This window comes from Sporolactobacillus nakayamae (assembly GCF_900113325.1).
GTDB classification, from domain to species: Bacteria; Bacillota; Bacilli; order Bacillales; family Sporolactobacillaceae; genus Sporolactobacillus; species Sporolactobacillus nakayamae.
The window spans coordinates 1-21,544 of sequence record NZ_FOOY01000003.1 but is presented as its reverse complement, the minus strand read 5'-3'; the positions used below and the strand labels follow the sequence as shown (position 1 = coordinate 21,544).

20 protein-coding genes and 2 rRNA genes are annotated in these 21,544 nt (G+C 43.0%); 5 read left to right on the top strand and 17 right to left on the bottom strand.

The genetic code is table 11. The features are described 5' to 3' along the window. Window positions 1–273: 273 nt before the first annotated feature. Complete coding sequence (locus BM003_RS00120) at window positions 274–2,376, top strand: DNA topoisomerase III (RefSeq protein ID WP_093668860.1); 2,103 nt, start codon at window positions 274–276, stop codon at window positions 2,374–2,376. Window positions 2,377–2,428: 52 nt separating this feature from the next. Here the strand turns inward: BM003_RS00120 and BM003_RS00115 are convergent, their stop codons facing one another. The 3 genes from BM003_RS00115 to BM003_RS00105 all read right to left on the bottom strand — a co-directional run bounded on the left by BM003_RS00115 (window position 2,429) and on the right by BM003_RS00105 (window position 4,525). Then, window positions 2,429–3,130 carry an SGNH/GDSL hydrolase family protein gene (locus tag BM003_RS00115; protein ID WP_245733951.1) on the bottom strand — a complete coding sequence of 234 codons (702 nt, stop codon included), beginning with the start codon at window positions 3,128–3,130 and terminating at the stop codon, window positions 2,429–2,431. Between the two features lie 110 nt (window positions 3,131–3,240). After that, a complete protein-coding gene (locus BM003_RS00110) occupies window positions 3,241–3,729 on the bottom strand; it encodes a threonine/serine exporter family protein (protein WP_093668858.1) in 489 nt (162 codons plus the stop codon). A gap of 10 nt (window positions 3,730–3,739) precedes the next feature. Next, window positions 3,740–4,525 carry a threonine/serine exporter family protein gene (locus BM003_RS00105; RefSeq protein ID WP_093669639.1) on the bottom strand — a complete coding sequence of 262 codons (786 nt, stop codon included), beginning with the start codon at window positions 4,523–4,525 and terminating at the stop codon, window positions 3,740–3,742. A 322-nt stretch (window positions 4,526–4,847) separates the two neighbouring features. Here BM003_RS00105 and gpmA point away from each other — a divergent pair, with 322 nt between their 5' ends. Continuing rightward, window positions 4,848–5,591: a 2,3-diphosphoglycerate-dependent phosphoglycerate mutase gene (gpmA, locus tag BM003_RS00100; protein WP_093668856.1), complete on the top strand. Its 744-nt coding sequence runs from the start codon at window positions 4,848–4,850 to the stop codon at window positions 5,589–5,591. A gap of 917 nt (window positions 5,592–6,508) precedes the next feature. Here the strand turns inward: gpmA and BM003_RS00095 are convergent. The 5 genes from BM003_RS00095 to BM003_RS00075 all read right to left on the bottom strand — a co-directional run bounded on the left by BM003_RS00095 (window position 6,509) and on the right by BM003_RS00075 (window position 9,904). Continuing rightward, window positions 6,509–6,877, bottom strand: coding sequence for a cation transporter (locus BM003_RS00095; protein WP_093668854.1), 369 nt, complete (start codon window positions 6,875–6,877; stop codon window positions 6,509–6,511). A 22-nt stretch (window positions 6,878–6,899) separates the two neighbouring features. Further along, a complete protein-coding gene (locus BM003_RS00090) occupies window positions 6,900–7,124 on the bottom strand; it encodes a hypothetical protein (RefSeq protein ID WP_093668852.1) in 225 nt (74 codons plus the stop codon). A 46-nt stretch (window positions 7,125–7,170) separates the two neighbouring features. Then, window positions 7,171–9,306 (bottom strand): ferrous iron transport protein B, encoded by a 2,136-nt coding sequence (gene feoB, locus BM003_RS00085; RefSeq protein WP_218143186.1) that lies wholly within the window; start codon window positions 9,304–9,306, stop codon window positions 7,171–7,173. A gap of 67 nt (window positions 9,307–9,373) precedes the next feature. Continuing rightward, window positions 9,374–9,595 (bottom strand): FeoA family protein, encoded by a 222-nt coding sequence (locus BM003_RS00080; RefSeq protein ID WP_093668848.1) that lies wholly within the window; start codon window positions 9,593–9,595, stop codon window positions 9,374–9,376. A 21-nt stretch (window positions 9,596–9,616) separates the two neighbouring features. Beyond that, window positions 9,617–9,904 carry a FeoA family protein gene (locus BM003_RS00075; RefSeq protein ID WP_218143170.1) on the bottom strand — a complete coding sequence of 96 codons (288 nt, stop codon included), beginning with the start codon at window positions 9,902–9,904 and terminating at the stop codon, window positions 9,617–9,619. A 431-nt stretch (window positions 9,905–10,335) separates the two neighbouring features. On the opposite strand from BM003_RS00075, the gene BM003_RS00070 reads away from it, so the two are divergent. Then, window positions 10,336–11,391: an ATP-binding protein gene (locus BM003_RS00070; protein WP_177184555.1), complete on the top strand. Its 1,056-nt coding sequence runs from the start codon at window positions 10,336–10,338 to the stop codon at window positions 11,389–11,391. 70 nt (window positions 11,392–11,461) lie between these two features. Here the strand turns inward: BM003_RS00070 and BM003_RS00065 are convergent, their stop codons facing one another. The 4 genes from BM003_RS00065 to BM003_RS00050 all read right to left on the bottom strand — a co-directional run bounded on the left by BM003_RS00065 (window position 11,462) and on the right by BM003_RS00050 (window position 13,834). Beyond that, entirely contained in the window at window positions 11,462–11,752 is a 291-nt protein-coding gene (locus BM003_RS00065; RefSeq protein WP_093668844.1) for a YxcD family protein, read from the bottom strand. After that, on the bottom strand, window positions 11,740–12,177 hold the full coding sequence (locus tag BM003_RS00060) for a hypothetical protein (RefSeq protein ID WP_177184554.1): 438 nt from the start codon (window positions 12,175–12,177) through the stop codon (window positions 11,740–11,742). Before BM003_RS00060 ends, BM003_RS00065 begins: the two co-directional genes overlap by 13 nt. Before the next feature lie 93 nt (window positions 12,178–12,270). Next, window positions 12,271–13,449, bottom strand: a complete 1,179-nt coding sequence (locus BM003_RS00055) for a MalY/PatB family protein (protein ID WP_093668840.1) — start codon at window positions 13,447–13,449, stop codon at window positions 12,271–12,273. A gap of 22 nt (window positions 13,450–13,471) precedes the next feature. Then, window positions 13,472–13,834 carry a MerR family transcriptional regulator gene (locus BM003_RS00050; RefSeq protein ID WP_177184553.1) on the bottom strand — a complete coding sequence of 121 codons (363 nt, stop codon included), beginning with the start codon at window positions 13,832–13,834 and terminating at the stop codon, window positions 13,472–13,474. Window positions 13,835–14,702: 868 nt separating this feature from the next. Between BM003_RS00050 and proB the strand changes: the two genes are divergently transcribed. Together proB and BM003_RS00040 are read left to right on the top strand one after the other, a co-directional pair. Further along, entirely contained in the window at window positions 14,703–15,854 is a 1,152-nt protein-coding gene (gene proB, locus BM003_RS00045) for a glutamate 5-kinase (protein ID WP_093668836.1), read from the top strand. Then, window positions 15,854–17,110, top strand: coding sequence for a glutamate-5-semialdehyde dehydrogenase (locus BM003_RS00040; protein ID WP_093668834.1), 1,257 nt, complete (start codon window positions 15,854–15,856; stop codon window positions 17,108–17,110). Before proB ends, BM003_RS00040 begins: the two co-directional genes overlap by 1 nt. A 907-nt stretch (window positions 17,111–18,017) precedes the next feature. Here the strand turns inward: BM003_RS00040 and BM003_RS00035 are convergent. From BM003_RS00035 to BM003_RS00015, 5 genes are all read right to left on the bottom strand, one after another. Beyond that, complete coding sequence (locus tag BM003_RS00035) at window positions 18,018–18,716, bottom strand: LutC/YkgG family protein (protein ID WP_093668832.1); 699 nt, start codon at window positions 18,714–18,716, stop codon at window positions 18,018–18,020. Then, a complete protein-coding gene (locus BM003_RS00030) occupies window positions 18,713–20,173 on the bottom strand; it encodes a LutB/LldF family L-lactate oxidation iron-sulfur protein (RefSeq protein WP_093668830.1) in 1,461 nt (486 codons plus the stop codon). The genes BM003_RS00035 and BM003_RS00030 overlap by 4 nt, the downstream gene beginning before the upstream one ends. After that, window positions 20,139–20,909: a (Fe-S)-binding protein gene (locus tag BM003_RS00025; RefSeq protein WP_093668827.1), complete on the bottom strand. Its 771-nt coding sequence runs from the start codon at window positions 20,907–20,909 to the stop codon at window positions 20,139–20,141. The genes BM003_RS00030 and BM003_RS00025 overlap by 35 nt, the downstream gene beginning before the upstream one ends. A gap of 312 nt (window positions 20,910–21,221) precedes the next feature. Continuing rightward, window positions 21,222–21,338: ribosomal RNA gene (gene rrf / locus BM003_RS00020) — 5S ribosomal RNA — on the bottom strand. 69 nt (window positions 21,339–21,407) lie between these two features. Continuing rightward, window positions 21,408–21,544 (bottom strand): 23S ribosomal RNA (locus tag BM003_RS00015); the annotation flags it as partial.

The window sequence follows — 21,544 nt, the reverse complement described above, 5'->3', positions numbered from 1 at the left end:
CCTTGTCCCACTAAGTGACTGATCATCTTGCATAAAAATGACTGATGCGATTACACCACTTACCGCTCCCTTAGACACGTTTGATTTTTATTTTCGGGGTTGATCTTATGTTCTTCCAACCCTTACATGCTTATTATAGCCAATTGGTCAGTAATGGTCAAACCATTTGATCTTTACTGACCTTTTCACTTCTTAACTGAAATCATTCTGATATTCCGCTATAATGAAAAGTATTGATTGAATGATTGTTATTAGCGGAAAGGAATTCTGTAAATGTCAAAATCACTCGTGTTAGCCGAAAAACCAAGTGTCGCCCGCGAAATCGCCCGTGTGCTCGGTTGCCGCAACACTACTCGAAATTTTATAGAAGGTGATCGCTACATCGTTACCTGGGCACTTGGTCACCTAATTGAATTAAAAATGCCCGAAGAATACGATAGTAACTACAAAACATGGCGCTTAGAGGATCTCCCGATTATCCCTAAAAAAATGGAGATTAAGCCTATTAAGCAAACGAGAGCGCAATTTCAAGCGATACAGAAGCTTTCCAAACGAACGGATCTCAGCGAATTAATTATTGCGACCGACGCCGGGCGTGAAGGCGAGCTCGTTGCGCGCTGGATCATCGAAAAAATTAATTGGCATAAGCCTATTAAGCGCCTCTGGATCTCTTCACAAACAGATAAAGCGATTCGCGCGGGCTTTAGCCAATTGAAACCAGCGAAAGATTACGACAAGCTATTCCAATCAGCCGTTTGCAGGTCCGAGGCAGACTGGTTAATCGGTCTCAATATTTCTCGCGCATTAACAACTAAATTTAACGATTCTCTTTCCGCCGGACGCGTTCAGACCCCAACACTCGCTATGATCATGGATCGAGAAGAAACCATTCAGGCATTTAAACCTCAGCCCTATTGGAACCTGCATATTGATCTTGGAGGGGTTTCCGCTTTCTGGCAGCATGGAGACCGAACGCGAATTTCCACATCAGGGGAAGCCGCAGCATTGAAAGAGAAAGTCAGTGGAAAAGGCGCTGTTGTTCGCAGCCTTACAATAAAAGAAAAACGAGAAAAGCAGCCGCTTCCTTACGATTTGACTGAACTGCAGCGCGACGCGAATCGAAAGTTTGGCTTCTCAGCCAAGAAGACGCTGAATGTGCTTCAAAATCTTTATGAACGCTACAAAATTGTGACTTACCCGCGTACAGATTCTCGCTACCTTACTCAGGACATCGCAGCAACGATGCCTGAGCGTCTGCACGCGATTGCTTCTGCGTATGGAGAAGAAACGCGGCCGATCATGCACAAGCAAAACGGTAGAGTAATGGCAACTTTTGTATATAACGACTCAAAAGTCGGTGACCATCACGCGCTGATTCCAACAGAAGAACCAGTTTTTATAAACGACCTTGCTGAAGATGAACGCCGGCTGTACGACCTGATTGTCCGACGATTCTTGGCTCTCTTTTATCCCGAGTATAAATACCAAAGTCTGCGTGCTGAGTTAACAGTGAACGGAGAAACTTTTGTTCTGAAAGAAGCGAAACAAACAGATCTTGGTTTTAAAAAACTAACATCACAACAAGAGCAACAGTTAAACAACACGAACGTATCATTGAAAAAAGGACAAGAATTGCCTGTACGCCAAGTTCAATTGGACGAAAAGATGACCGAACCGCCTGCACGGTATTCGGAAGCCGACCTATTGACAAAAATGGAACATTTCGGGTTAGGGACCCCTGCGACCCGCGCAGATATCATTGAAAAAATAATAACGGCAGAATCGGTTGAACGTGTAAACGGACGATTACGGCCAACTGGAAAAGGCAAACAGCTTATTGAATTGGTAAATAAAGACCTAAAGTCACCGGAACTTACTGCTGAATGGGAACATCAACTGGAGGAGATTGCACAGGGTCATGGAAATCCGAAGCAATTCATGGCAAACATACGCGAGCGTACTTTGCAGCTCGTGCGCGAAGTCAAAAACAGCGAACAAACCTATAAAATTCAGAATTTAACCGGATCTAAATGTCCGGAATGCGGTTCGCTTATGAAAGAAGTGCGCGATCGCGATGGTGCTCGTATTCTTGTCTGTGTTAACCGAACATGCGGCTTTCGAAAGCGCAAAGATCCGAAATTATCAAATAAACGATGTCCGCATTGCCATAAAAAAATGGAAATGCATAAAGGAAAAACGGGTTTATACTTCCAATGCCGTACCTGTGGTATCATTGAAAAAGCAGATCAAACGAAAAAGAAGGCAGACAAAAGAGAAACGCGCAAATTGCTCAATAAACTGAACAATGGCAATGAACCTCTGGGAAACAGCCTTGCTGACGCTCTGAAAGCTGCTATGAAAGAGAAAAATGAGTAAGAAGAAAAGCCGAAAGGCTTTTTTTCTTACTCATTTTATTCATCATCGTTCTTTATACAGCGTGCAGTTTCCGAACAGATTTCCTAAGATCAGGAACACAGGCAGACACAATTTCTGCAAGCGCCTTATACCCCTTCGCAGTCGGATGCAAACCGTCTTCATTGATCAGTTCGCTAAATGCACCTTTTTGTTTAAAAGCTGAACGAACATCAATGAGTTTCACCCCTGTCCGCTCGCATAACTCTTTTAAGGAACGATTGTACATGCCGTGCCAGTGTTCAATTCCCCCGCACATACTGATCCAGTGACCAATTGAATGACTATAGTGTTTCATCAATGACTGATAGTACCTGGCAGGATCAAGAGGCAGCAGATTTAGGATCACAGGCATCGCACCTGTTTCTGAGATACGCTGGATGAGCAAAGAAATATTGGATAAATAACGATCCAATGGAACAGTCGGCACATGCTCCGAGTCCGGGAGTTTGGCCACTTGATCCCATTGAAAGTTACAATCATTCCCACCAATGTTGATCAGTACTACATCCGGCTTCTCACCGAGCACATCATGATCAAGCCTTTTTACGAGAAGATCTGAGTTGTCGTTAAATACACCTTTGTTGATGACCTCATCTTCTTCGCCTAGGATCTTCTGCAAAAGCGCCGGGTAGTTTTCCCGAATAATTTTAAAACGACCACGTACAAAAGTAATGCCACGCGTCACGCTGTCACCAAAGCAGATCATTTTCATCATTGCTCACCTCTCATAATTATCAAACAAAACTATTCATTGTTCGATCAGATCACCTTGCCTACATACTAACAAATTGATGGCGAATTTTACAGTTTATTTCGAGAAATGATTCACTTTCTTGATACAAATAATCGAGTGGTTACTTTTTTTGGCGTATGATGCTTCACTTTTTCAAAAATTTGATAAATAACTTCTGCGAATATCAACCCCATCGCAATCGCACCCGATAGAACAAACACTTTCTCTGCAAAGTAAATAGCGATGTCATAATTATTATCGACTGCTCTGCTCATCACCGAGTAGGTTAATCCACCAGGTACAAGCGGAATGATCCCGGACACACTATACAGGATCACCGGATTTTTGCATACCCTCGCAAAGATTTGGCTCATTATGGCAATCACAAGCGATGCCGCGAATGTTGCAACAAAATCATTACCACTATACTGAAAAAGGAAAAAATAAATCAGCCAAGCAACCATTCCAATCAATCCGCCGTGGAGCAATGGTTTAAATGGAATATTGAATATAATTCCAAACCCGCAGGTGGCCAGGTAACTAGTAATCGATTGTATCGCGATAATCAAGATTAGACTCATTATGATCACCTCAACCAAGTACAATTGCGGCTGTTACACCGATACCGATAGCAAAGGCTGTAAGACCCGCTTCCGCACTTTTTGACAGTCCGGCTACCAAGTCTCCCGCCATGATGTCCCGCACGGCATTTGTAATCGGAACACCGGGAACAAGCGGCATGACCGCACCGATAATAATTTTATTCATCTCTAGGCCAAATCCCAGCTTTACGCTGGCTAAAGCAATCATTCCAATGATAATAGACGACATAAATTCCGAAAAAAATTTAACTTTTGCCAACTTATGGAAATAAATCATACCTGCTTGACCTGCCCCGCCAGCAATAAATGCGGGGAATAAATCTTGCCACTTCCCTAAAAACATCAACAAAAAACAGCTGCTAGCAACAGCTGCAGCAAGAATCTGCATGCTGTCTGAATAGGCGACCGTAGAGTTGTCGATACGAACCAATTCACGCTGCAGCTCATTAATGGCAACCTCACCTTGTGCAACACGTCTTGATAGTGTGTTCACTTGAGTCACTTTACGCAGATTAGTTCCTCGATGGCTAATCCTCACAAGCTTTGTGACATCGTGATTCTCAATTGAGAAAATGATACCCGTCGGCGTCACAAAGCTTTGCGCATCATGGACCGCAAAACTATTCGCAATTCGGTTCATCGTGTCCTCTACCCGATAGGTTTCAGCTCCATTTTGTAATAGAATCTTTCCCGTCAACACACAAACTGCCGCAACTTCATGTACAAACCCTTCATTGTGATCCTTCCTCCGATAAGTCCTTAAGAAACCATTCATTTTTTTCACGACTTCTCTCTCTTTTTTGAGTAAGCTCATTATAATATGAGCCTACATTGATAACAAGACTTTCACATTGTTTTAAAAGATGAAAATGTCAAACAAACAAAACCATGCTATAATTAATTGATATGAAAATCACTGTTTCGTCATTCTATGCCGCTTGACGCAAGTGATTTGAGTAAAAATGCTTCATCACGTCGATACTTTTAATGCATGCACATCAATAGAAAATGTGACTGTCTCATGCATTCTCATTGGCATGTGCAGACATTGCAACTATCGAATTGTTTTTCAAAACTGAGGGGAGTGTTTCATACTAATGATCAAACTCGTATTGATCAGGCACGGTCAAAGTGCTTGGAACCTTGAAAACCGGTTTACTGGTTGGACAGATGTAGATTTAACAGAACAAGGCGAAGCAGAAGCAACTGAAGCTGGAGAAATTCTCAAGAAAAACGGTTACACGTTTGACCAAGCTTATACTTCTGTGCTCACAAGAGCGAACCACACCCTGTGGAATGTGCTTCACGCCCTGAACCTGACTTGGATTCCTGTAGAACACTCTTGGCGTCTGAATGAACGTCATTACGGTGCTCTTCAAGGTTTGAACAAAGCAAAGACAGCTGAAAAATATGGTGCTGAACAGGTACATATCTGGAGACGTTCCGCGGACATCAAGCCGCCGGCACTTGAAAAAGATGACGAACGTTTTGTTTCTCAACTGAACGACCCAAGATACGCAAACCTTCCTGAAGCTGAACAACCGCTGACTGAAGACCTTCTGGACACAGTTGATCGCGTGCTCGTTTACTGGAACAAGGAAATCGCACCACAAATCAAAGACGGCAAAAAAGTGATTATTGCTGCCCATGGCAACTCATTGCGCGCGCTTGTTAAGCATCTTGACAATGTTGACGCAGGTACAATTGTCGGCTTGAACATTCCTACAGGCACACCGCTTGTTTATGAACTGGACGACAATCTTAAACCTCTAAATCGCTACTACCTCACTGCAGATGGTCCAAGCGACAAAGAAGTACTTCCTTCAGCTGAAACAAAATAAGCTTGCCTGCAAAAAACCACTCCGTATGGAGTGGTTTTTTGTTTCTTCAATTTAGTAATTAGAAAAACCGATCAAAGAGCGCCCGATCCTTATACTTCCGCAGGATGCGGTGACTTTCGCGTTGCTTGCAGGACGTACTTTCACAGGATGTGATGACTTTTGCGTTGCTTGCAGGACGTATGCGTACTTAGCGAAAGTTCCTTACATACGAAAGCTCCTTTGCTCCAGATACCGTTTTGAATCATCAACCTTGTCTTGAACAGACATTTCATTTTGATCCTTAATTAAGTAACGAGTAAAATAAGCGGAGATTTTCCGGTTATATGCATCCTGGCGCTTGGTTCACAGGTAAATAAGGGTAATTTTTCCGCTTATGCACAGAAAAACCCTCCATTTTCACGTTTTTCGATTCGATAAGCGGAATTTCTCCGTCTATTTAAGCAATTTTTTCGTTCATTTTCTAATTAAGCGGAATTTTTCCGCCTATTTTTCAGATTTGGCGCTAACCTGATCGCCCAACCGAATCTTATGACCTTATCGTCGTACCGGCGACGGCAAAGACTTAGTTGCACGTACACTCGATTCCTTGAATCTTTAATTTTTTTATACTTTCTTATCAGTGTAAAAAAATCCCCTGAGATTCAGGGGATCAATCATGGATTTAAAAAACAAAAACGCTTCATATTTAGCCGTGATGGGCAATCCGACTAATACACGTTCTAGCAAATCCAATAAAATAACTGGGTAACCATGCAAGGTGCAAAGTATTATGATGGGCATTTAACAACTCATAACAATGATATTGTAAACCCTTTCTTTATAAATGTAAAGGCTGTCATTGCACAAATTCACCCTATGAAATCTACTTTGTTACTAATGATCATTGGTTCGCTATAAGTCATGACCGCGTTCAACCACTACTCGTTCCTCGTGATCGCCATCACGGTATAACCTGCTCCCGAAACTGCGCGGCGCAGCACCCGTTCCGGCAACTGCTGACGCATCCTCACAGTAGCTTCTTTTTTGTCCAAGCTCACCTTCGCAAAAACGCCATCTAAAGAGTTTAATGCGTTTTCAATATGGGTAACGCAATTTTGACAGGTCATTCCGTCAATTCTCATATGTTCCACATGTGGGTAATGAGCGCTATTTCGGTCACGTACGTTAATTTTTTTTACAGGTTTTTCATTAACACCGCAACAACCTGAACGCATTTTTCTTCTTGTACTGCGTAAAGCAAGGAAGGCAAATACAATTAGAATAACACAAATGATAAATGTTGCCATTGTACCAGGCCCTTTCTGCAAATCACTTTCGAATCATCATGCGAAGCTCTGAAACTGATGGTTTTTGATTCGCCACATCTGCCACTGAGCATGGCTGACGAAGTTTTTGATTTCTTAAGCCTTCCACCGGACAAGCTCCACTTAGTCCGCAGTCCGTGCAAGCACTTTTGTTTCTTTTCACATACCGAATCGCCAGCACATAGAGTGTACTAACAAGCAGAAGAATAAGAATCGTTGGCAGATTCATATACGAACCTCCTATAAAAAATCAATTAGATCAATATGATTTAAATTTAGGCTCTTGCACCCGTGCGGTGCAAAGTAATTGTACGTTCTCTCGGTGCCGGTCGCAAAAGCAGATATAAAACTACTGCAACAATAATCACTGCGATTATCGGACCCAATCCGAAGCCTTTACCAAGGACGAATACACTCCCGATTTGATAGACGACAAACGCGATGCTGTAGCCGAGCAGTGTTTGATAACCGAGAGCAATCATTGTCCATCTAAAGCCGCCCATTTCTCTGCTCGTTGCACCAATCGCTGCGAAGCAAGGAGGATTAAATAAGTTAAACAGCATGAAAGAAAGTGCACCTACACTGGTAAACATCGATCCAACGCCGGCAATCAGTGCCTGAGTGTTTCCTTCGTCGGAAACGCCATTTAATACGGCCAAGGTACCTATCGCGTTCTCTTTGGCTACAAGCGCGCTGATCGTTGCCACCGCCCCTTTCCATGTTCCGAAGCCAAGCGGCGCGAAGAACCAGCTGATCAGCTGTCCAAGTGTAGCGAGCATACTTTGATCGATGTCATCAACCATGCGCATAGTCCATCCAAACGAAGAGAGGAACCAGATCGCGCCGCATGCAATAAAGATAACTGTTCCCGCCTTAATTATAAAGTGCTTGCCTCGTTCCCACATATGAATGAGGACACCTTTCAATGACGGCAGATGATAGGCCGGAAGTTCCATAACAAACGGAGCCGGATCTCCGGCGAACAACTTTGTCTTTTTCAAGATAATCCCTGAAACAGCAATCATTGCAATACCTAGAAAATACATTGCCGGAGCAATCCAAGTTGATCCAGGAAAGAACGTCGTCACGATCATCGTAATAATGGTTAGTTTTGCACCACATGGAATAAACGTCGTAAGCATAATGGTCATTTTGCGATCTTTTTCATTTTCAATCGTTCGCGTCGCCATAATTCCCGGAACGCCGCATCCTGAACTAATCAGTATCGGAATGAATGATTTGCCGGACAAACCAAACCGTCTGAATATCCGGTCCATGATAAAAGCGACCCGAGCCATGTAGCCGGAATCTTCCAATATAGACAGAAAGAAAAAGAGAATCAGCATCTGCGGAACAAAACCAAGCACAGTGCCAACGCCGCCAATAATGCCGTCAACAATCAAACTGTTAAGCCAATCCGCGGTTCCAATCGTATTCAGCAAATGCGACGCCCCTTCTGTAATCCAGCCTCCAAATAAAGTGTCGTTCGTCCAATCTGTTACGACGGTTCCCAAAGTTGTAACGGATATATAGTATACGAGCCAAATGATCCCCGCAAAAATAGGCAGCGAGAGAAATCTATTGGTAACGATACGATCGATTTTATCGGAAACGGTCAATTCCCGCCCTTTTTTATGTACTGTACCTTCAATGACACGTGTAATGAAATCATACCGTTCATTTGTAATAATTGATTCACTGTCTTCTTCAAAGTGCTTTTCAGTTCGGCTGATCATTTTCTCGAGTTGCATTTGCGTGTCTGCAGGAAGCTGCGCTTCGGCAAGTACCTTATCATCTCTTTCAAAGAATTTAACCGCGCTCCAACGTAAACGTTGAGGTTCGGAGTAATCTTTTATTAGATCTGAGATCATTGCAAGAGGCTCTTCTAGTTCTTTACTGAACTCGTGTTTTGGCACACTTAAAGATTTTGCGGCTGCAAGTTCTACCGCTTTTTCAGCTGCTTCCTTCGTGCCGATTCCCTTAACCGATGCTGTTTCGATCACATCACAACCTAATTTAGCACCAAGCTTCTTAACATTAATCCGGTCGCCGGATTTTCTAACAATATCAATCATATTTAATGCGATTATGACCGGAATTCCAAGCTCGATAACCTGAGTTGTCAAGTAAAGATTACGCTCAAGGTTCGTACCATCAACTAAATTAATAATTGCGTCCGGTCGTTCATTAATCAAATAATTACGGCTGACTACCTCTTCAAGAGTATAAGGAGAAAGTGAGTAAATGCCGGGGAGATCGGTAATCACCACATCTTTATGGCCTTTAAGCTTGCCTTCTTTCTTCTCCACGGTTACCCCCGGCCAGTTGCCAACATATTGACTGCTGCCGGTCAAGTCATTAAACATGGTTGTCTTGCCGCAGTTCGGGTTACCGACTAAAGCAATTTTCATTGTCACTACCTTTACGCCTCCTGGAATTTATCGATCAATTTTCCGTAATGCCCTGAACATGTTTTCCTCAATTAAGTTCAATACGCTCTGCCTCAACTTTACGAATGGACAGTTCATAACCGCGAACTTTAATTTCAATCGGATCGCCGAACGGCGCAATTTTACGAACGAATAACTGCGTTCCTTTGGTAATGCCCATATCCATAATGCGGCGCCTCAACGCTCCCTCTCCATGAATTCGCGCCACGGATACTGTCTCTCCGGGCTGTACCTCTCTAAGTGTTTTCATCATTCCTACCTCCAAATAATTTCAGACTGTCATCACACGTCTTGCCATGACCTTGCTAACCGCCAATCGTGTTCCTTTTATTGAGACAATCACATTGCCGTCCATTTCAGTAATTATTTTCACTTCTGCATTCTCCACAAAACCGAGATTGCACAGAAGGCGCCGTGTTTCATCTTTTCCACAAACACATTTCACGCGCACACATTCACCTTTTCTAGCCATACTGAGTGGAATTGCATGCGTACATTTTGCCGCCACGGGATGATGACAATCCATTTCAGCTAATACCGCCTCATTTACGTTTCTCATCAGAATACCTCCCTCCGCAGAAATAACGATTCATCTGTTTTCCATTCCTTTTATTAACAATATTGCTTTACAAATGAATCATGCCCGTATTTAACTCTTCATTTTCACGGAATAAATTGATATTGATTCTCATTGTCATCAATAATATGAGGCAAATAGATCACCTTCATGCTGCTTATAAACTATATCACACTTTGATAATGATAATTGTTTTCAATTAAATTTTAATTTATCTATTTTCATTTAACAATGCACAATTGTGTCTTTATCATGACATTCATCGCCTGTTCTGACACAAGATCAATTATTTCGACCTTTTGTTGATCATTTTTACAAAATTTAACGAAAAACAAGAAATAAATGGATAAAGTGCGACATATATATTTACAAATATGTTCATAAAATCTATCATCATCTTAGGAGGCATTGGTATGTCCGGAAACAGCAACTCTACTGAATTTAATTTTAAAAAAATCATCGACCAAGTTATCGATGCGATTCTTATCCTTGACGGAGAGCAAATCGTTTATTCAAATCGCGCAGCTGATCATCTACTGTCTTTTGATGAACATACAACGTTGTGTGGTTTATCAATTGGGATGTTTATTACTCCATTAGACATGCCTTCGATGCGTGATGCTTTAGATAAGATCTCTCTCGCACAATTGGATTCAGAATCGATTCGACTCTCGGTTCATTCGAGTAAGAATATGCATTTCCCCGCGGAAATAACGCTCCATCCATTTATTGAACAGCATCATCCGCTCGTTCAACTCACGATTCGTGACATCAGTGCAAGAAAGGCTGCAGAAGAAAGCATGATTCAATCCGAAAAGCTGTCAGTAATTGGCGAACTTTCCGCAGGAATTATTCACGAAATTCGAAATCCGCTTACATCAATAAAAGGATTCTTACAGTTAATGCAGTCGAGTGAGCAGATAAATATGGATTATATCGACATTGTTATGCGAGAAATTGAGCAAATTGAAAATATTACAGGTGAACTCCTCTATTTTACAAAACCAAAGTGTGAGCATTTTGCACCTGTGGATCTCGGCATTATCGTTCAAGAAACGGTACGTTTATTCGAAACGCAGGCACTTCAGCACAACATTAAACTGAAGCTTGATACAGAGGCGTCAACACATTTCATAAATGGTGAAAAAACACAGTTAAAACAAGTCTTCGTCAATCTTGTGAAGAATGCTTTTGAAGCAAGCCCGGATGGAAGCACGATCACCATCTCCCTCTCAACTACTGATCAAGGTGAAGACGTGTTTATTCAAGATACCGGTTCGGGAATGCCAAAGCATGTTTTTAACAACTTAGGAAAATCCTTTACCACGACTAAAGTGACCGGAACCGGACTGGGACTGATGGTCACCTATACTATTGTAAAAAATCACAAGGGTTCTGTCAGTGTATCTAGTGAGGAGAATAAAGGTACAACGTTCCATCTATCCTTCCCTAAGGCTGTAAAAGAGTAAGTACCATTTTCTATAAGCAAAAACTCCCTGACCAAAACGGTTGGGGAGTTTTTTGCAAAGCGAAATGATACTAAGCCTGATAATGAGCAGTAATGCCCGCATCTTCATTTAATTCAAAGCGAAGCGAACCATATGGATCCTTATTCATTTCCGTCTCCAGCCAATAACGAAGCGCTTCAATGATGTTTGCTTCAACCAGGATCTGCTTGCGGTCACCAATATACGCCTCTGCGGAGTATCCATAATCATCATCATAAAACAACTCAATCTGAACTTTCTGTGGATCTAAGTCTTTTTTATTTGCCAAATGAAGACAGAGCGCATTGACAATGTCTTGCTCGGAAATGGTCATCGTTTCCATGGATTAGAATCCTCTGGTTTATTTCGTTTTCTAAAACTTGTAAAGATGTAACGCAGCAGTGAGATAACAACCAGAATCGCGATTAAATTAATGAGGAACCCGGCCATCATGCCAAAGCCGCCGAAATGTGAGAGCAGACTGCCGAATAGAAATCCTGATAATCCTCCGAAGATCATACCGCGCATAAAGCCTCCGCCGGTAAAATTCTTTGCCGAAGTGGCTGTCCGGTTACTGGTACTGTTACTCTTACTGCGATTATTTTTAAAGAACGAGGTCGTGCCGCTTCCCCGGTTCGATTGAAAACTCTTAACGCCGGATCTATAGCCTTTCGCACTCACTTGCTGTTTACTATCGTGAAACACAAAGTCGCCTGCGGGTGTAAAAATGAGAGTTAAAGCAAGGACAGCGGCCATTATCTTCTTCATTAAATTCATCAATCCCCCTATATTTTTCCTATAAACTTATTACGTGATTAACGCGAAAAAAGTTTCAAACTCAATGGGAAACATGCCAACCCACTATTCATGAAATGCTGCATAAAGCTGACGCATCGCATCTTGAAGTAGACTGCGCGGACACGCAAGGTTAATTCGAAAAAAGCCCGCCCCTTCTGCGCCAAAAGTATATCCTTGATTTAACGCCAGTCCCGCTTCATTAGTCAAGAACCTTTGCAGCTTCATTTTGTCCCAACCAAGTTCCGTACAGTCAATCCAGCCCAAGTATGTGCCCTCGAGTGGAGTCATGCGGAGTTTGGGAAGGTTGTGTTCCAAAAATTCAGAGACATAATCAGCGTTTTTCTTAATGTAAACGAGGCATTGATCAAGCCAATTCGCGCCATATCGATAGGCGGCTTCAGCAGCCGCAATACCCAGAGTGTTAGGCTCGCCTAAACTGAACCGGCGCACCTCTTTTAAATAGTTTCTTCTAAGACTCTGATTGGGAATGATAACATTTGAAATTTGCAGTCCAGCGAGATTAAATGTCTTGCTGGGCGCTGTACAAATAATTGAATGAGCGGCAGCTTCCTCAGAAACTGTTGCATAAGGCGCATGATGGCAGTCGTTAAAAACAAGATCACTATGAATCTCATCCGATACAATAAGAACATTATAGTTGACCGCAAGAGTGGACAACGCTTTCAACTCTTTTATTGACCAGACACGTCCAACCGGATTATGCGGTGAACAAAGTAACATCAGTGTCACTTTTGGATCGGAAAGTTTTGCCTCTAAATCGGCAAAATCTATACTGTAGATACCATGATCATAAGTCAGAGGATTAGTGACTAACTCTCTGTGATGATTCAAGACGGCCTTTGCGAAAGGAGGATAGACAGGAGGTTGAATGAGTACTTTGTCACCAGCCTTGGTAAATCCATTCACAATCAGATTCAAGGCGGTAACTACACCGGGACTGTGGCAAATCCATTCTTTTTCAATCATCCATTGATGCCGCTCCGCCATCCACTTCTGAACTGCTGACAAATAGCGATCCGAACGCGACGTGTAGCCATATATTCCATGACGAACCCGTTCGGACAACGCTTGTGTTACCTCATCGGGCACTCGAAAATCCATATCTGCTACCCATAGCGGTGTCAGATGATCTCCTCCAAAGATATGGTCTGCCTCATCCCATTTTATTGATGCTGTTTCCTTTCGATCAATGATCCGATCAAAATTATAGGTTGGTTCCAATCATGATGCACCTCCTTTCCAATTACTCTTTGTTTAAAGATTGAAGCTCAACGATTAATGTACGTAGATGCATACGCTGATCTCGTATCCTTTTCTCTTCTTTTCTTAAAAGATCTTCTTGTTTGTTTAACGCATTGGTTACATCATGAATTAACGATTGAGAACCGCATCCATTCATCCTTTTCACCTTAAAAAGTCCTTGAATGACTCTGAGTGATAGCCCAAGACTTTGCATTTCTTTAATCACTTGAAAATCGTTGATGTTTTTCTGGTTATAGTCCTTATAAGCGGTGGATGTATCCGGCTTTATTAAAGCTAATTCTTCATAATACCGGATTGTATCTTTAGTCGTTTGACATCTTTTAACGAATTCCCCGATCTTCACAGGCCCACCTCTGTTTCTTCTTGACATGGGGTTCACCCCATCGTTTTTAATGAATGAAACAAATCATTCGAAGGAGGTGCCCCAATTAATGGTATCTGGACTTCTTTTACTCGTTTACTCACTCGCCTGTCTCACTACAGGTTTTATTTATTTGACTCAGAACAAAAACCATCCGGTAATTTATTTTTTTATACTCACGCACTGTGTTAGCCTCGTCCTATCCGTTTCAATGTTTATGTACTCTGTGACGCGTGAGCTTTCAATTCCCATTCTTCTGCTCTGTCTCATAAGCAGAGTGTCCAATGGATATTTTCTATTTCATCGCATCCACATCAGACACCATGCTCTGACGTTCTTACTATTTTTATTCATCGTGATCATGCAGTCAAAATGATCATGCTTGATAAGCGCATGTGAGTTAAAAGCCGTACCTTCGTAACAATCAGAGGTTCACTAAGCTGCAATGTGAAAGCCATAGCGAAAACCCCCATAATTTTCTTTCGATTTAATTGTAGCATCTTTGTATTAAGGAGAAAAAACATATGCCTAACAGTCCGTTTACTTGACTTCTTTATAATTGCTGAATATAATAATAGCAACTATAATCGGCGTTGACAGGGACTAGTAAACAGTGAAAAAGCGTCAGAGAACGGCATCCATCGGCTGCGAGATGCCCCGCATCATTCACGTTGAACCTGCCCTTGAGCAGTTTGGCTAAAACCGAACCGTTTCTCTTCACGATACGAAGATCCGAGTGGGTACGGTGACTATCCGTACTAACAAAGGTGGTACCGCGGGCAAAGCCTCTCCCCGTCCTTTTAATTTAGGACGGAGAGAGGCTTTTTTGACGAAAGGAATTCGATGAATTATGGAAGCAAAACGAGTGGTAGTTAAAATAGGCAGCAGTTCCTTAACGGACTCCCATGGTCAGCTTGATCATGCGAAGCTTCAGGATCATGTTGCGGCCATTGCACGATTAAAATCGAAAGGACATGAAGTGGTCATTGTTTCATCCGGAGCTGTCGCTGCTGGTTATTGTGGATTAGGTTATCCTGCCCGCCCAGTAACCATTGCGGGAAAACAGGCGGCGGCGGCTGTCGGCCAAGTCATGCTGCTGAATAGTTATGCCGAAAGTTTCCGCAAATATGGAATGACAATCGGGCAGCTCCTGCTTGCCAGACAGGATTTTGAACGGCGTGAACAAACGAGCCATGCCTATTCGGCGCTCTCCGAACTGATCAAACGTTCCGTTATACCGATCATTAATGAAAACGATTCTGTTTCGCTTGCTGAATTGACTTTTGGTGATAATGATATGCTGTCCGCACTCGTAAGCGGACTCATTCATGCAGATTTCCTTGCCATCTTGACGGATGTCAACGGGCTTTATGATAAGAATCCAAATGAATACCCTGATGCCGTACGCTATCACTTTCTTGACCATCTTCCCGATCATTTGCTTGATGAGACCAGTAATGCGGCAGGTTCCAAAGTCGGCACCGGCGGCATGAAGTCCAAACTACGCGCGGCGCGTACCGCACTCTCTCTGGGGGTGCGTACCTTCATCGGTTCAGGAAAAGGCCCGGATAAGTTGGTCGCAATTGTGAGTGGAACGGGAGATGGAACTTATATCGGTTCGGAAACGCTGAAGCCATCACTCAAAGTTTCCAAACAGTGGATCGCCCTTCACTCACCTGTATCAGGTAAAATAGAAATTGATGACGGTGCCGTACGCGCGTTGATGAGCAAGGGAAAAAGCTTATTGCCTGCTGGTATCAAGCAGATCTGTGGGCATTTTCTTGCTGGCGAAGTCATCCAAATTGTCGATCATAACAACCGAGTGCTCGGAAAAGGTCAAGTTAACTATTCTTCTGAACAGCTTAATGAAATTAAACAAATGCGCAGCAATCGGGCCATGAATCTCATTAACGGCGGGCATCCAGAAGTCGTTCATCGTGATAATTGGGTACCCTGGACAGTTACACTTCACACCTCTGCTAGCGAAAGGAGCCACCACTAATGACTAGTGTTAATGAATTAATCCATAAAGCACACTTGGCGCGCCAAGCATCTCAAACGCTGGCAGCAAGATCAACTTTTGAAAAAAATGATGCGTTACGCGTAATTGCCGCGCATCTGCGCACACAAGCTGCCACTATCATTTCGGCAAATCTTATAGACATGGAACATGCGCGACAAAAAGGAGTGAATGATTCACTTCTTGATCGTCTCATGTTAAATGAAGAGCGGATTAATGCGATGGCAAACGCTCTCGAGCATCTTGCTGATCTGCCGGATCCGATTGGCGATGAACTTGAAAACTGGACTCGACCAAACGGACTTCATATCAAAAAAATTCGTGTACCGATCGGAGTCATCGGGATGGTCTATGAAGCGCGTCCCAATGTCACGGTTGACGCCTCAGGTCTTTGCTTAAAGACGGGCAATGCTGTCTATCTACGGGGCAGTGGTTCAGCGTTGGAATCAAACAAGGCAATTGTGTCCGTCATACAAAGTGCACTTAGCACGACACCTCTTCCTGTAGAGAGCGTTCAATTATTAGAGGATATAAGCCATGAAACCGCAAACCAATTCTTTCGGTTGAACGGCTTGATCGATGTCCTCATCCCGCGCGGGAGCAGCCGACTAATTCAAACAGTCATTCAGCAAGCAAGCATTCCGGTTCTGGAAACCGGGGCAGGTAACTGTCACGTATTTATCGACGAAACTGCAAAACCGGAAATGGCCATTAATATTGTGCTCAACGCGAAAACGCAGCGTCCCTCCGTATGCAACACAATTGAGACGGTCATTGTCCACAAGAACTGGTTCGAAAAATTCGGCGCCCGTTTAATTGATGCATTACAGGCGGCGCAGGTCACCTGCCGAATTGACCCAAGAATAGTCGATCAATTTCCTGATCTAATCGTGGCGACTGAAGAAGATTGGGCAACTGAGTACCTCGACAAAATTATTGCTGTTAAAATCGTTGATGATTTGCAAGAAGCAATTCAACATATTAATAAATATGGAACGAAACATTCAGAATCAATTATTACTGAAAACGTGCAAAATGTAGCAAGCTTTTTCCAATTCGTCGATGCGTCAACTTTGTACCACAATGCCTCTACACGGTTTACAGATGGTGAAGAATTCGGTTTTGGTGCTGAAATAGGTATCAGTACCCAAAAGCTTCATGCACGTGGCCCGATGGGGCTGAGCGCATTAACCAGCATTAAATATCTTGTCGAAGGCAACGGACAAATTCGTCCTTAAGAGGATCCTAAAAAAGGCTGCCACTCAATTAAATCCGAGTGGCAGCCTTTTTTTATACAAATCCTCCTAGTGACCTGTGATTTTTTGGTATCTTGTACTTTACAAGATAAGAGAGTTTATTATTTTGCACGTTTTCAAACCAATAGACCAGTGTCTTGGCCGAGAATCAAAGTGGAGGTGCGAGACTGCGGGACCAGGTGCCAGCGAGACCTCGCAGATTCCTGCCTGTCTGAGGAGGCTCGCGGTGCGCCCGCGGCAAGCGAGTAACCGAGGCGACGATTCAGCACCGAAAAGACACAAAACCATCACACATGGCTGGAGATTAAGGACCGGGCGCTTTTTGCCCGGTTTTTCTAACAAGTAGTTTAGGTGTTGGCTTGTTCGTACGACGATAAGGTCATAAGATTTGGTTGGGCGATCAGGTAAGCGCCCAATCCGAGAAATAAACGGAAAAATTCCGCTTAATTAGAAAATGAATGAAAAAATTGCTTAAATAGGCGGAGAAATTCCGCTTATCGAATCGAAAAACGTGAAAATGGGGGGTTTTTCTGTGCTTAACCGGAAAAATTACCCTTATGTACCTTTGAAACAAGTATCAGGATGCATATAACCGGAAAATCTCCGCTTATTTTATTCAAGACAAGGTTGATGATTAAAACGGTATTTAGAGCAAAGGAACTTTCGCTAACAGTAGAGGAATTTTCGTATGTAAGGAACTTTCGCTAATTACGCATACGTCCTGTATGCAACGCGAAAGCCATCACATCCTGTGGGAGCAAGGACCGGGCGCTTTTTGCCCGGTTTTTCTTACAGCTTTCCGATAAAAAAACAGCTCCATTTTAGGAACTGTCTTTTGCAACCCTATTAACCTAATACATTCATTTAACTGGTTACTGGTTACCTCTTTTTACAAATCACTCACAATAAGATAAGCCACTTTAATTGGACCGTGAACACCGACAACAAGTCTCATTTCTATATCAGCACTGTTGCTTGGTCCAGATATAAAGTTAATGTACGAAGAAAGTTTTTCTCCATTCTTAACTTTATTTTCTACTAATTGCATAGCTTGTGTCAGACGTGGAACAATTCGGCTTTTCGGCACAATAACAATTGATATCTCTGGAAGAAGACTGACACTTCTCGCTTTGTCTTTATCGTTGAAGAGTCCCGCAGTCGCTGATTCTGCGAGCATGACATCACAAATAGATAAGCCGATGGCTGCTTCAGCTGCTTTGTCAATATTTTTATGTCCCTCAGAATAATCCCATGTATACACCTGATATTTTTCAAGAACATCTTTAAGGCCGAATTCATTGAATCGTGCATCTTTCGTCGCAACGATTTTTCCTGCACCGTATTCCGTGATCAACATATCCAGTTGCTCTGCTAATTTAGCCGATGTTGTCTCGAATGCCTTGGTATGGATTGGCTCACATGCGTTCTTCATCATCTCCACAAGTTGATCCTCGGAATAATCCTCATAGACATGTTCTTGAGGCGAGTGCGACCATTCCGGCTTTTCGGGGGCTTCGCCAGGCACTCGGTTCAATTTATCAGCTATTCTTTTAAGAAATGAATCACGATTTTCAATGGTTCCGTTCATAATGATTCACCTGTTCCTTTATCATGGGACGTCATCGGCTGATCCCGGTGTTTTTTAAACCAAGCTCTAAAATTTTCTCTGCTCGGTTCCGGCAGATCTCTGCCATGCGTCCACGGTTTCATCGGTCCCGGTCCTTTCGGTATTGAGCCATCATGAACAAGCGGCTTGAGCATAATAGGAGCCATTTTTACGCCGGCTTTGAAGATTGGTGAGGAAGACGCACCAATACCGAATCCTTTCATTGCCGCTTTCTCCATAATCGGTGGATGACCGCCGCCTTCCACATATTTTTGGCGATGACGAATCAACAATTTATGCAACGGTATTTTCACCGGACACGCTTCTGAGCACGCAGCACAAAGACTAGAAGCATATGGCAATTTACCGTACGCATCGTAGCCGCCTAAGATAGGAGACAGAACCGCGCCAATTGGACCTGGGTAGATCGAACCGTAAGCGTGACCGCCGATGTGACGATATACCGGACAGACATTGATACATGCTGCACAACGAATGCAGTGCAATGCGGATTGAAAATCAGTACCGAGTGCATTGGAACGCCCCGCATCTACTATAACCAAGTGATAGTCTTTAGGACTATCAACAGCCTCTTGATTTGCTTCGGGAGTAATGTCCGTTACATAAGTTGTCAAACGCTGGCCGACTGAGCTTCTGCAGAGCAGGGACACGACAACATCCAATTCTTTCCAAGTGGGAACGAGCCGCTCCATACCCATAACAGTAATTTGTGTTTCTGGGAAACTGGTAACCATGTTCGCATTACCTTCGTTTGTCACAAGACAAATGCTTCCGGTGTCAGCAACAGCAAAATTGCATCCGGTAATCCCAACATCAGCGTTCAGAAACTTGCTGCGCAGTGTTTTGCGCGCGAATCCTGCAAGTTCTTTTGGATCGTCGCTGCCTTCATAACCTAATTTTTTGAATGCGTCACGAATCTGTTGTCGATTCTTATGCACTGACGGTACGACGATATGTGAAGGCTGATCATGATCTACTTGGAGAATAAATTCCGCTAAATCCGTTTCAAGGACCTCGCAACCTTCTTCTTCGAGTGCCTCGTTTAAACTTATTTCCTCAGTAACCATTGATTTCGCTTTAACTACATGTTTTGCATTTTTTTCTTTACAGACCTTTTTAATATACTCGCGCGCTTCCTCGGCTGTTTCCGCAAAAAAAACATGTCCGCCACGGTTCGAGAAGTTATCACTGAGCTGTTTAAGATAATAGTCTAAATTATTCAGCGTATGTGCTCTAATTTCTTCTCCAGCGCTTCTCCACTCTTCCCAATCACCTAAGGCGTCATCTCCAACGGTAGCGCTAAGTTTTCGACCGCGCAGACCATCCTGCGCTGAGGAAACCGCGTTGACCATGAAGGAATCATGGATCGCTTCATCAACCCCCTTAAAGAACGGTTGATTTCCGACTTTCATCGGCATGGCGCTCATCTCCTTCAGTTTGATGACTGTTTAATACTTGTGCGATATGTAGTACTTTAATCGGTTTTCCTAACCGTTTCATACGACCACCGATATTCATCAGACAGCTCGCATCGGCACCAATCAGCACCTCCGCGTCTGTTTCTTCAACGTGGCGTATCTTCTCATCAACCATTTGTTCCGAAATAGGAAACATTTTAACAGAGAACGTGCCGCCAAAGCCACAGCAGTCATAATTGTTCGGCAGCGGAACCAGGTCAAGACCCTTTACATGCTTCAGCAATGTGTAATGCGATTCACGCTCGCCAAGAAGCCGAGTCATATGACATGAAGTGTGGAGTGTTGCCCGTGCATGATATTCAGCACCTACGTCAACCACACCAAGAACACGAACAATAAATTGCGTAAACTCATAAGTCTTGCTCGCAATCTTCTTTGCTTTTTCTTGCCATTCCGGTTCATCTGCAAAAAAGTTAGGATATTCATGGAACATCGTTGCGCAAGATCCAGAGGGGCAAACAATGTAATCAGAATGCTCAAACGCATTAATCATATGCTTTGCAGGACCTTTTGTATCTTTTGCATATCCGCTGTTATAAGCCGGCTGTCCGCAACAGATCTGTCCTTCAGGGACATCCACTTCACATCCTAGCCTTTCCAATATTTCTGTTACATCTTTTAATACATCGACGTAAAACAGTTCTCCCAAACATGTTGTAAAAAGAGAAACCTTCACTTAACTCAGCTTCTTTCCTTTTGCTTGTGACATAGTCATTCTTATACTACTCATCTACTTGCATGTTCATAGTTTCAAAGTGTCACAATGTATTCACTCTTCACTCACATTTTATACATATTTAAAAAAAGATCAACCCAATACGGCTCATTTACGATGATCAATTAGTTATAATGAATATGCCTTTTTTCTATCTATTCTTTTTTGTAACACGTTCAAAGTTTCATCACTTCATTCATTTCAAACGGATATCTTTTTTCTACAACAAAAAACATGCACCTCTCAAAAATGAGAAGTGCATGTTTTTCAATTGCCTGGCAGTGACCTACTCTCACAGGGGGACAGCCCCCAATTACCATCGGCACAGAAGAGCTTAACGACCGTGTTCGGGATGGGAACGGGTGTGACCTCTTCGCTATGACCGCCAGACGAACCGGCTCACATGAGCCTTCAAAACCGGTAACGAACGTATATGCATTGTCAATTCATCCAAAGTTCTGGGTTAAGCCCTCGACCGATTAGTATCTGTCCGCTTCACACGTCACCGTGCTTCCACTCCAGACCTATCAACCTCATCATCTCTAAGGGGTCTTACTGATTTAAAATCATGGGAAATCTCATCTTGAAGGGGGCTT

Bases quoted from the DNA above. Each gene is read 5' to 3' on its own strand.
- BM003_RS00080 (WP_093668848.1), bottom strand. From the start codon at position 9,595: ATGAAAACACTTAGAGAGGTACAGCCCGGAGAGACAGTATCCGTGGCG.
- BM003_RS00035 (WP_093668832.1), bottom strand. From the start codon at position 18,716: ATGAACGGAACCATTGAAAATCGTGATTCATTTCTTAAAAGAATAGCT.
- BM003_RS00090 (WP_093668852.1), bottom strand. From the start codon at position 7,124: ATGAATCTGCCAACGATTCTTATTCTTCTGCTTGTTAGTACACTCTAT.
- BM003_RS00075 (WP_218143170.1), bottom strand. From the start codon at position 9,904: ATGAGAAACGTAAATGAGGCGGTATTAGCTGAAATGGATTGTCATCAT.
- proB (WP_093668836.1), top strand. From the start codon at position 14,703: ATGGAAGCAAAACGAGTGGTAGTTAAAATAGGCAGCAGTTCCTTAACG.
- BM003_RS00040 (WP_093668834.1), top strand. From the start codon at position 15,854: ATGACTAGTGTTAATGAATTAATCCATAAAGCACACTTGGCGCGCCAA.
- BM003_RS00105 (WP_093669639.1), bottom strand. From the start codon at position 4,525: ATGAATGGTTTCTTAAGGACTTATCGGAGGAAGGATCACAATGAAGGG.
- BM003_RS00095 (WP_093668854.1), bottom strand. From the start codon at position 6,877: ATGGCAACATTTATCATTTGTGTTATTCTAATTGTATTTGCCTTCCTT.
- BM003_RS00030 (WP_093668830.1), bottom strand. From the start codon at position 20,173: ATGCCGATGAAAGTCGGAAATCAACCGTTCTTTAAGGGGGTTGATGAA.
- BM003_RS00065 (WP_093668844.1), bottom strand. From the start codon at position 11,752: ATGGAAACGATGACCATTTCCGAGCAAGACATTGTCAATGCGCTCTGT.
- BM003_RS00110 (WP_093668858.1), bottom strand. From the start codon at position 3,729: ATGAGTCTAATCTTGATTATCGCGATACAATCGATTACTAGTTACCTG.
- BM003_RS00060 (WP_177184554.1), bottom strand. From the start codon at position 12,177: ATGAAGAAGATAATGGCCGCTGTCCTTGCTTTAACTCTCATTTTTACA.
- feoB (WP_218143186.1), bottom strand. From the start codon at position 9,306: ATGAAAATTGCTTTAGTCGGTAACCCGAACTGCGGCAAGACAACCATG.
- BM003_RS00070 (WP_177184555.1), top strand. From the start codon at position 10,336: ATGTCCGGAAACAGCAACTCTACTGAATTTAATTTTAAAAAAATCATC.
- BM003_RS00115 (WP_245733951.1), bottom strand. From the start codon at position 3,130: ATGATGAAAATGATCTGCTTTGGTGACAGCGTGACGCGTGGCATTACT.
- BM003_RS00120 (WP_093668860.1), top strand. From the start codon at position 274: ATGTCAAAATCACTCGTGTTAGCCGAAAAACCAAGTGTCGCCCGCGAA.
- gpmA (WP_093668856.1), top strand. From the start codon at position 4,848: ATGATCAAACTCGTATTGATCAGGCACGGTCAAAGTGCTTGGAACCTT.